Source organism: Empedobacter sp. UBA5987, from assembly GCF_002429865.1.
In the GTDB taxonomy this organism is placed as follows: domain Bacteria; phylum Bacteroidota; class Bacteroidia; order Flavobacteriales; family Weeksellaceae; genus Empedobacter; species Empedobacter falsenii_B.
Genome location: NZ_DJBB01000036.1, coordinates 17,467 through 28,078, shown reverse-complemented (window position 1 = coordinate 28,078; position 10,612 = coordinate 17,467). Strand labels below are relative to the sequence as shown.

Sequence of the window (10,612 nt, the reverse complement as noted above, 5' to 3'; positions counted from 1 at the left end):
TAACGTGAGAGTTTTAATGCCAGTTCTTTATTCTTTTTCTATATTCAAATTCACTTTTAACAATGGTTTTTGTCATTCATTATTATCGTCTAAGTCTTCGATACAACGTTTTGCAAGCGCCACTCTGACTGACGATAATAAGAAGCTGAAAATGAATTCTGCTTGATGATTTTTTCGGTTTTCTTAAAAATTGGAGTGTATGAATTTATAAATTAGACAGGCATTTTATGTTTTTGACGCATTAACATACCTCCTATTTTTTACGCTGAACCTAATTTCGGTACAAACTTTAAAAATGAGAAACTATGAAATCTTTTTATTTAATTGTACTTGGGTGTTTTGTATTCAATAGCTGTATAGAAGATGAAAATATTCTAAATGACACCCCGAATCGGTCAGAACGTATTACTCCTTCTTTGAAAGATAATATTAAGGATAGCACATCTTCTAAAAATGATCCTCCTCGGGATAAAGATCCATACATGAGACGTAAAGATGATGAAAAAGGAGACTGATGTTAGATGTTAGATGTTAGATGTTAGATGTTAGATGTTAGATGTTAGGAAGTTATTTTTTATGAATTAAAATACTAAAAGATGAGAAAAATTGCACCGTTTATACAAACGCTCATCTGCTACCTATTTATTGTTTTGTTTATTTATGCAGCGGTGAGTAAACTTATCGATTTTGAAACTTTTCAAACTCAGTTAGGACAATCGCCCTTATTAGCAAGTTATGCGATTACTATATCGCATGGAATTATTGCGATAGAACTTGTAACAGCAGTTATCTTGATGTTTGAGCGAACTAGAAAATTAGCCTTACAAATTTCACTTTTTTTAATGGTGATGTTCACCACCTATATTGTCATTATTCTACATTTCACGGCGTTTACTCCTTGTTCTTGTGGTGGAGTTTTAGAAAAGATGGGATGGACGGAACATTTAATTTTTAATGTAGTCTTTATAGGATTAGCTTTAATTGGCATTAGGATAACAAAATCCTCTCAAACATGGAGAGGTTATATAATTGAACAAACTACTCTTACAATAATCGGAATTGTTAGTGTAATCATTTTGTATAGTTTATCTGAACAAAAATCTCAGTATAACAATTCTTTTACTAGGAAATACATTCCGCATTTAGTAGAAAAACAAACTACTCTCAATTTAGAATCCACAGGTTATTATATAGCAGGTATTGATAGTTGTTATGCTTATTTAGCTCATCCTAATGCTCCTTTATTTCTTAGAACTTATGATTATCATACACAAAATGTAACTAATAATCGGATCAAAATAAAAAATGAGCTACTCCCTTATAAACGAATAATAACATCCGTAAACTTCCCTTACTTCTACTTAGGGGATGGAACAGTAGGAATTATAGAAAAAGGAATATTAAACGATTATACAGCTTCTCTTGAAACTATTGATAATGCTTATTATAATCAATATGTTCCTGGAAAAAATGATCATTTTGGTCTTTCTATAACAAGTCAAAAAACTAAACAAACAGCACTTGCTTTGTTGTATAAAACAGTGGATGGATTTCAACTAAAAATAAACGATACAAGTTTAAAAAGCCATTACGATGGAGCATTTGATATGGATGGATTACTAATTTGGAATGAACAACATCAGATCTTTTTATATGTCTATTATTATAAAAATGAAATTATCATCCTTGATTCTATGATGAATGAAAAAAATGTTATGAAAAGCATCGATTCTTTAAATGAACCAGAACTTGATGTTGCTTTTTATAAAAAAGACCAAAACTATCGATTAGGTCCAAAGACAATTCGAGTGAATGAAACGATAGCTACCTATGGTGATTATCTCTACATCCACAGCAAACGACTGGGAAATTTTGAAGAAGAACACCAAAGTGCAAGCATCATAGATGTATATGATCTTGTAAACAACCATTATCTCCACAGTTTTTACCTCTATCACAAACCTAAACAACAACTTAGGGATTTTAAAATATACCAAAACTCTGTTTTTGCTGTAATTGATAATGAAATTTATCGCTATCAATTGAAAAAATAAATCGTTGCGCAACGCAGGGGAAGACTGAAAACCTGTACAATAGAGTAAGTCACCACATTAAAATTATATAAAATGAAAACAAATTTTCTAAGAAAAACGCTACCTATCGGGGTAGGAATGATGGCTGTTGCTTTTGCATTTGCCACTGAAGGGAAAGCTTCTAATGAATCTACAGGGTATGCAACTGCCTATATTTACAATGATTTAGAAGAATGTGAACTGGTAGATGCCACTTGTAATAACATAGGAACTGTAAGTTGTACAATTGGTTCTAAAGAAGTATTTGAATTTAAAAATGGTACTCAATGTAGTCAAAACTTGATGCATTGGCAACCATAATTTAAAGGAAAGGAGCGTAATAGCTCCTTTCTCTTATTTTAAATATGTATTAAACCAACTTAAGATTGAATCATATAACATTTCTTGATTCTCTTTACGAGTTAAATAATGACCATCGTTATTAAATAAAATCAATTTACCTTCTTTATTTAATTTTTTCATTGCCATATACATATATATGCTTTGATACCAATTTATATTATAATCAGATTTACCAGCCCATAACAATAAAGGCGTTTTCATATTTTCCACCTGATAGAAAGGTGAGTTTCTTATGTAGTTATTTTTATCCGTATAATAACTTTCTTTCATTCGAAACTGCTGACTTTCTAACCTCCATGCTTGCTCTCTAAACCAACCTTCCCATTGTACATCATGCGACCAAGAAACCAAATCCATCACGCCAGAACCCGCTACAATTGCCTTAAACAAATTGGAATGTGTTGCTATAAATGCCGCTTCATAACCACCAAACGAATGCCCTATTAGTCCTAATCTATTCTTATCAATATAAGATCGACTTACTAGTTCTTCTACACTATTTTCTATATTCACGACAATTGATTCACCTAAATTCCCTATTTGATATTCTAAATTGGGTAAAAAAACAAAATACCCATCCAATATATAATTAAGAATGTTAAAACCGTCCTCCGTATGTTTTGTTGGACTTGCAAACTGATTTACTTTATACGTCATATTCTCGTATATATAGTAAATAACAGGATATTGTTTGGTAGGATTAAAATTAGTTGGGTAAAGTAAAATCCCTTTCGATTTGTTTCCTTTTATGTTCTTGTATTCTATACTTTCACTTTTACCTAAATCTAACTTTGCCAAATTGGGATTACTTTGATATACTATCTTTCTTTTTTTCGTAGCCAAATCTACACGCTCTATAACAGGAGATACGTTATACCTAAACTTCTTAAAAAAACACGTTCGTTTGTTAATACATACAGTATTTTCAATTGTATAGGATTCTAAGACAATTGGTAAAATTTTACCTTTTTCAAAAAAAGCAAAACCATTTTGCTCATCTTTGGTCGATAGATCTAACATCAACTTTTGATTGATATCAATGTGAGAGGTATTTTTTCGTTCTTTTTTATTAAATCTATAACTTATATCCCCATTACTAGCTGTTAACCTTTTAGCAGTACCATTTTTTATATCATACATCCAAATATCAAACTCATCATACACAAATACTTCATTTTCATTTATAGCCCACCCTTCTACTCCATATGGTGTTGGATGTTTATAATACATATCGTTTGTTTTATATAAAGAATAATTTGATGGTATGGTAATCTCAATGTGCTTATCATTTACAGTATCATACCCCCACCATTTTTTATCTTTAAAATACATGATATATTTTCCACTCGGCGAAAACGAAAGATAGTCGTAAGAAAAATAATGTGCCGGAACAATTAACTTCTCTTCTCCTTTTTCATAATTTTTTAGGTATAAATCGGCAACAGTATATTGTTCTGTAGAAGGTTCATTTTCTAAAAAGTCATATGCTAATGCATAATTAAAATTAGGTTTAATGATAACAGCATTCAATTTATTTGAAGTAATGATAGAAAATTCATTCGTTTTTGTATCCCATCTTATGCTCTGTTTATTCAAAACATATTTTTCTGCAACAGCTTTTCTAGGTGCGATTAAAGCATCTTGGGTATCCCAAATACTGTAATTATCATTTTTACTCTTTACGATATCTACATTAAAAAAGACTATTCCGTTACGATCACTAGTAGTATCAAAACCATTTATTTTACGAACTACCTCATCAGAAAATAATGTTTTACAAGCCAAAGATTTTACCTCCTTATTTTGGGTATTAATCGTGTAAAGTATCCCTCCGTCGACCGTGTTTTCTAATAGAAGTATACTTTTTTGATTGCTTTGCCACCCTATGATCTTCACTTCATTTTTTGGAGTTATAAAGAGAGACTGCTGATTTTCTGAACCCGATTCCCATTTTTTTAATGTTTTAGTGTTAGAATCCATATTTGATGTTAGAAAAATTAACTCATCTTTGGCGGGATGCCACTGGTAGTTTTCAACATCGTGTATCGTATATGACTTGTTACTCTTCAAATCAAGTAACTGTAAATCTTTTTTCTCTTTTTCGCCCTTTCTTAGGTATGAAATTATCGTTTGATTATGATTTGTAAAATATCTTTTATGTAATACCTCAACTTGCAAGATTGTTTTTAGTGTTTTTAAATCAATTAGATGCAAATTTGATTTATCATCAACAAAAGATAGTATATCATTATTTTTCAAAAATTTCAAAAGAATGATTGACCCCAATTCTTTTCTAACACCAGATTCTGTCTGTACAAGTATAACATTATTTTTATCTTGCATATCATTTACAACAACCCACTTTCCATCGCTACTTACGTCTGTAAATAAAGTATGTTTAGTCCAATTCGAAGTTTTTTGATTCTCTTGCGCTTTTGAAAAGTATCCCGAACAGACAAACAGTATAACTAGTATTGAATTGACATATTTAATAGCCATCGTTTTGAGGATTTAGATTAGGATTAATCAATAATTCGCTTTCTGGAATTGGTAAAATTAAATCTCTTGGTTTCCAATTTGATTTTATAGGTTTTAGGGTTTCCTCAGCTATTTTCCAACGTTTCAAATCAAACCATCTGTTTCCATGTTCTGTAAACAATTCTAGTTTTCTTTGAAGTATAAGTTCTTTTTGAATCTCATTTGGATTAGAAGAATTAAACGGATTTAACCCTGCTTTCTCTCGAATGATATTAATTTCTTTCACTGCCAATGCCAATTCGTTTGTATGCAAATAAGCTTCTGCTCTCATCAAGATTATTTCTGACAAACCAAATACAATAGAAAACTCTTTGCTTGAACCTGTATTTGCATTTTCTTTATATTTATACGGTATATACCAAGATTGTGTATTTGTTGTATTGCTTACTTTCTTTGTCCAAAATTGTAACCTTTTATCGAGTGGATTAAACAGGTTTATAAAATCTTGTCGTAAAGCTACCCGAGTTGGAGGTCCGCTATTAATAATAAAATATGATCCTTCTAACGTATTTTCACCATTTATGGTCGATGAAAATTGAAATATTGTAGACTTGCTTTCTTTTTTATATTGATTTTCTATTGGTTGTTGAAATGAAAAGTTCTTATTTTGAACAATTCCTTGCGATTCACTCACTACTTTATCCCATTTTTCTTGGTATAAGTACAGCTTACTTAATAGGGCTGACACTGCATATATAGTTGCTCTGTTACTCGCAGTAGACGCCACATTATTTACCAATAAACCTTTTGCTTGGAGCAAATCTTTTTCGATATTATCGTAAACAATCTTTATTTCATCACGGTAAACATATCGATTGATTTGATAATTAGATGTAGTGATATAGGGTATTTTACCATATAGATTCATCAAATTAAAATGCGTAAATGCTCTAATAAACAACACTTCTGCTATCAATTTATTTTTTAACTCAAGGGATAAATTCGTTGAATTATTTAATGCCTCTATAGCTAAATTTGTTTCATAAATAATTCTATAATTATTTGCCCATATAGACGTTACAAGTGTATTAGAAGGCAATAATTGATGGGAATGAAACATTGAAAGGTTATTGCTCGTAGAACCATAAAAATCAAGTTCATCTGCATACAAACTAAATAATACGCTTGATCCATTTGTACTTCCCGACAACAAACCATCATTTTTCATGTCTTTGTAAATACTCGCAACTGCTGCATTAGCAGTTTGCTCGTTGTTGTAAACCTTTTCAATTTTTATTTCTCCCTTAGGATCATCTGTTTCAATCCAATCATTACAAGCAGCCAATGTAAATATGGCAATCAATAGGATGAATCTATTCATCACATATATTGTTCTATTATTTTTCATGGTTTCAATTTTTTAAAATGAGATAGTTGTTCCAAATGCGATACGTTTTAATGGAGGTAAAAAATCTTCAATTTGTTCGGGATCCCCTCCTTTGTAGTTCGTAAGCGTTAGCAGATTAAAACCTTGCGCATATAAAGCGACTTTATAATTTTTCTTAAGAGGTACATTGTAGTTTATCGAAAGTGATTTTAACCTCACAAAAGAAGCATCACTTACAACTCCAGTACTTGTATAAAAATAATTTTGGGCAACAACAGCATTTGTATTAGAGCCTGTTGTATAAATTTGCGTTCGACCTTCATCTATAACCGAAACAGGTTGATTGAAGAATGTACCTGCTGCATTTAACGTATGCAGTTCGTTGTAGGCTTTCTTTTTCGAGAATTGAAAAAGTACCTCAAGATTCCAATTGTTATAACGAATGGTATTTCCTAAACTTCCGTACCATTTGGGATTGAAATCAGTATATATTCTACGATCATCGGCACTACTTATTTTTCCATCATTGTTATAATCCTCGAACATATAAGTTCCATTTACAGGGTTTATTCCTATATAATTGTATAGCTTTGTGATATTTATAGATTGCCCAATAACATATTGATTGCTATAACTGGATTGAGCTAGATTTTCGAACGCTTTTAATTCATTCTTTGGAAATGTAATTAAAAAGGATGTTTCCCATTGCCATTTATCTTTCTTAATATTGGTTGAATGGAGAGCAATTTCTAATCCTTTATTAACCACTACTGCATCCAAATTTGCTTGAATTGTTTTAAACCCTGTTGTAGCAGGTAACGAATAGCCTATTAGCTGATTATTGGATTGATTGTGGTAATAGTTTACTTCAAGATTTAATCTATTTTTCAGAAAAGCCAATTCTATTGCTCCTTCTATCTTTCGATTTTTTTCCCATGAAAAATTCGGATTATGTAAACGAGAAGGTGTTAAATAGGTTGTTCCATCATAACCGTCTTGTTTTATAGAATATGTACTCAAATACTGATAATCCCCTATTTGGTCGTTTCCAGTAATTCCATAACTCCCTCTCAATTTTCCGAAACTCAACCACGATTGATCACTCAAAAAATGTTCTTTCGAAAAAATCCATGCAGCGCCTATTGCACCAAAATTTGCTAACTTATTGGCTTCTCCAAATCGACTTGATCCATCTCTTCTTGCTGTAAGATTAAGAATATATTTTTGATACAAACTGTAATTAAATCGTCCATAGATCGCATTGTATTTATATTGTGAAGAAATATCTTGCAGAAATTGAAATGCTTTTGCTGCGCTCATCACATTCATTAGTGCATTATCTGCAAAGCCAACTCCTCTTGTAACCAACTGATTTTGTTCGTTCATCATAAAAGTTGCTCCTACATTCAAGTTAATTTCACTATTTGTCCAACTAAGATGATAATCCAACTGCGGTTCTATTGACCATACTTCTTTTTCATTCTCATTCATTATGACACTACTATCGGCACTTGTATTACCATAAGCAGGATTTCTTACTGTATGTGGATTGAAACTTTTATCTTTTAAAATTGAATGATTGTAACCTATATTCGTTTTAAATGTTAATTGATCCGTTAAAGCATAGCTCATATTAAAGCTGGTATTCAACACATTTGCATGACTACGATATGTACTATAAGTAGATGCTATAGGGTTTGTCCATGTATTATTTTCCCAATTTAGATTTCCATTTTCATCGAATAAAGCGGGTGCATTGGGAGCTAATTTTTTAGCTGTACGCGCTAAGTTTTCTATTGGTAATACATTGTTATCATCTCCATAAACTAGGACAGTACCTACTTTAAATCTATTGTCTTTAGAAGAATGATTAAGATTGACAAAGGCATTCAGTTTTTTATAGCTATAATCCCCATATAAAACAGAAGTTTCTTTCATAAAATTGGTGCCAATCATAAAACTTGTTTGCTCGCTACCGCCCATAATATTTAGTCTTGTATTATTGGTTGTACCAGTATTCCCTATTAGTACTTTTTGCCAGTCGGTGTATCGCGTTTGATCCCATGCTCCATTAATATCATACGCATTTGTCGGGTAATTTGTAATTCCATCATTTTCAAATGCTTTCTTTCGCATCATGAGGTATTGTTCTGTATTTAGAAGATTTACTTTTTTTGTAATGGAATTGACACTAATCGATGAATCTATATTAAATGTAGTTTTTCTCTTTTGTCCTTTTTTAGTCGTTATCAAAATCACCCCATTTGCACCACGTGATCCATAAATAGCGGTAGCATCTGCATCTTTTAAAACTTCAATCTTCTCTATTGATTTTGGATCAATAGAATTCAACGGATTAATGTTTGAATTGGGCATTACGGTATTGGAAATACTGGTGTAGGACATCGAATTCATATCAAACGGAACTCCATCTATTATAAACAAAGGATCATTTCCTGCATTTATACTATTCTGTCCTCTTAACCGAATGGTATATCCACCACCTGCTGTTCCTGTGGTTGGGGTAATTTCTAAACCTGCTACTCTACCCTGCAAGGCATCCAACACATTATTGACAGGTTGATTCTCTATTTCTTTTGCGGTAACACGTGCTATAGAACCCGTTCGTTCTTTGTCTTTTACGGAGTAATACCCTGCATTTATTACCACATCTTTCAGCTGAATCCCGTTGTCTTCTTTTGTAAAACTTACATTGATCACGCTTCTATTCAATACCTCTTCTTCTCGAATAGGGAAATCCAATTGCTCAAAAATTAGTTTAGCATTATCTTGTTGTAAAATCAACGAATACTGTCCATTATCATCGGTAAAGGTGGAATTATCGGTTCCCTCCTCTTTTACCATTACGCCCACCAGTGGGACTTGTAGTTCTTTTACCGTTCCAGTCACGGTTTTTCCTGTTTGTGCCAACATAGGTGTTGCACAAAACAATCCCAATAGCACACTTATTATATGCCTATTGAGTTTGAAGTAAAATTTTTTCATAATTTTACAATAGTTTTTTAAAATTCAACATTAGTTTTAAAAGCCACTCCTTTTCCTGTACATCGCGCCAACTTTGTTTTAGGGAAAGGAGGTTTTATTTTTTTTACGTTATAAGTTATTTTTTAACCACAATAGAAACATAGGTTTTTATCTTTTTTTATTTTAGAGATTCCATAGTTCAGTAAACAGAAACATAGCGAGCTGCTAACTATGTTTAATAGATTTATCTTCTCTATTGCTCTTTATTTTTCATCATTCAGTTCTATGTATCTATGTGGTGAATATTATTTTCTACCATTCTAAACATGGGCACTGAGGCACTCGAAGTGCAGAATCTTTCTATTTTTTTTCTTCTAACTTTTACCTTAATGCAAAAGTTACAAAACATCAAGTCTTTGATTTTCGACGGTCAAAATAAGTTTCAGCCATTCAATATTTTAAATCATTATCATTCTTTCATTTTTTAAGCGCAAAAAACGAAACAAAAAACGCTTGGCTGTAAACCTCTCTACTNNCTCTACTAAAAATGTTTTCATTTCACTAAAGATTTTACAAACCCTACGGGCTAAAACCTTTTTAACGTTGCATTCAACCATTTTCTTAACGTGAGAGTTTTAATGCCGGTTTCTACATCCTTTTTCTATATTAAAATTCGTTATCATTTCGATTCTTAACTCGTCATTGCTGAAAAGTCGAGTGTCAATTCGGTGTAGTGAGCGTTAAAAATGATTTACTGTTCGCATTTCATATGCGAATGATTTAAAGCATTTAGCGAATAGCCGTTATTGACCGACTTGTAAGCACGGACTTGATTTTTTTTGATTCGTTTTTTTTATCAAGAAAAAAAATGAATAATCTTAATCATTCTCTTCAACTTTTTGACACTCGCCTCCAAATCATATGACGTTTTCTTCATTCTTTTTCAATACTCAAATTCGTTGTCATTTTTAAAAACGGATTTTGTCATTCTGGGCTTGTCTCAGAATCGCATCCTTTATAAATCCCCCTCCGACAAGTTTTAAAAATTACATTAATAAATGAAAAAAATTAACACTAATACATTTTATGAAGATCATTTATACTCTTTGTGTTGTCTTCGGGGGATAGAGTGTGAATCTGTTTACTCTTTCATAATTTTACAATAGTTTTTTAAAATTCAACATTAGTTTTAAAAGCCACTCCTTTTCCTGTACATCGCGCCAACTTTGTTTTTGGGAAAGGGGTTTTGTTTTTACGGTTTACGTGATACGCTTAACGTTTTACGTGTTTTTCTTTCTTGCTGTCACATTGAGTGATTTTCGTTTCA

6 protein-coding genes are annotated in these 10,612 nt (G+C 31.6%); 3 read left to right on the top strand and 3 right to left on the bottom strand.

Features of this window, described 5'->3' with window-relative positions; translation table 11 throughout:
• Positions 1–305 precede the first annotated feature (305 nt).
• The 3 genes from B3J26_RS05815 (at position 306) to B3J26_RS05805 (ending at position 2,393) form a co-directional block, all read left to right on the top strand.
• The gene (locus tag B3J26_RS05815; RefSeq protein WP_291073713.1) at positions 306–515 is read left to right on the top strand and encodes a hypothetical protein; all 210 of its coding nucleotides are present in this window, start codon (positions 306–308) and stop codon (positions 513–515) included.
• An 81-nt stretch (positions 516–596) separates the two neighbouring features.
• Positions 597–2,054: a MauE/DoxX family redox-associated membrane protein gene (locus B3J26_RS05810; protein ID WP_291073711.1), complete on the top strand. Its 1,458-nt coding sequence runs from the start codon at positions 597–599 to the stop codon at positions 2,052–2,054.
• Between the two features lie 72 nt (positions 2,055–2,126).
• The gene (locus tag B3J26_RS05805; protein WP_221854673.1) at positions 2,127–2,393 is read left to right on the top strand and encodes a DUF6520 family protein; all 267 of its coding nucleotides are present in this window, start codon (positions 2,127–2,129) and stop codon (positions 2,391–2,393) included.
• Between the two features lie 33 nt (positions 2,394–2,426).
• On the opposite strand, the gene B3J26_RS05800 is transcribed toward B3J26_RS05805, so the two are convergent.
• Genes B3J26_RS05800 through B3J26_RS05790 form a run of 3 tightly spaced genes read right to left on the bottom strand, consistent with a single transcriptional unit; the run spans position 2,427 to position 9,306 of the window.
• The gene (locus tag B3J26_RS05800; RefSeq protein WP_291073708.1) at positions 2,427–4,934 is read right to left on the bottom strand and encodes an alpha/beta hydrolase family protein; all 2,508 of its coding nucleotides are present in this window, start codon (positions 4,932–4,934) and stop codon (positions 2,427–2,429) included.
• On the bottom strand, positions 4,924–6,321 hold the full coding sequence (locus B3J26_RS05795; RefSeq protein WP_291064025.1) for a RagB/SusD family nutrient uptake outer membrane protein: 1,398 nt from the start codon (positions 6,319–6,321) through the stop codon (positions 4,924–4,926). Before B3J26_RS05795 ends, B3J26_RS05800 begins: the two co-directional genes overlap by 11 nt.
• 12 nt (positions 6,322–6,333) lie before the next feature.
• On the bottom strand, positions 6,334–9,306 hold the full coding sequence (locus tag B3J26_RS05790) for a SusC/RagA family TonB-linked outer membrane protein (protein WP_291064027.1): 2,973 nt from the start codon (positions 9,304–9,306) through the stop codon (positions 6,334–6,336).
• Between the last annotated feature and the right edge of the window lie 1,306 nt (positions 9,307–10,612).

Excerpts from the sequence above, each read along its gene's own strand:
- B3J26_RS05800 (WP_291073708.1), bottom strand. The coding sequence starts at position 4,934 with ATGGCTATTAAATATGTCAATTCAATACTAGTTATACTGTTTGTCTGT.
- B3J26_RS05790 (WP_291064027.1), bottom strand. The coding sequence starts at position 9,306 with ATGAAAAAATTTTACTTCAAACTCAATAGGCATATAATAAGTGTGCTA.
- B3J26_RS05810 (WP_291073711.1), top strand. The coding sequence starts at position 597 with ATGAGAAAAATTGCACCGTTTATACAAACGCTCATCTGCTACCTATTT.
- B3J26_RS05795 (WP_291064025.1), bottom strand. The coding sequence starts at position 6,321 with ATGAAAAATAATAGAACAATATATGTGATGAATAGATTCATCCTATTG.
- B3J26_RS05805 (WP_221854673.1), top strand. The coding sequence starts at position 2,127 with ATGAAAACAAATTTTCTAAGAAAAACGCTACCTATCGGGGTAGGAATG.
- B3J26_RS05815 (WP_291073713.1), top strand. The coding sequence starts at position 306 with ATGAAATCTTTTTATTTAATTGTACTTGGGTGTTTTGTATTCAATAGC.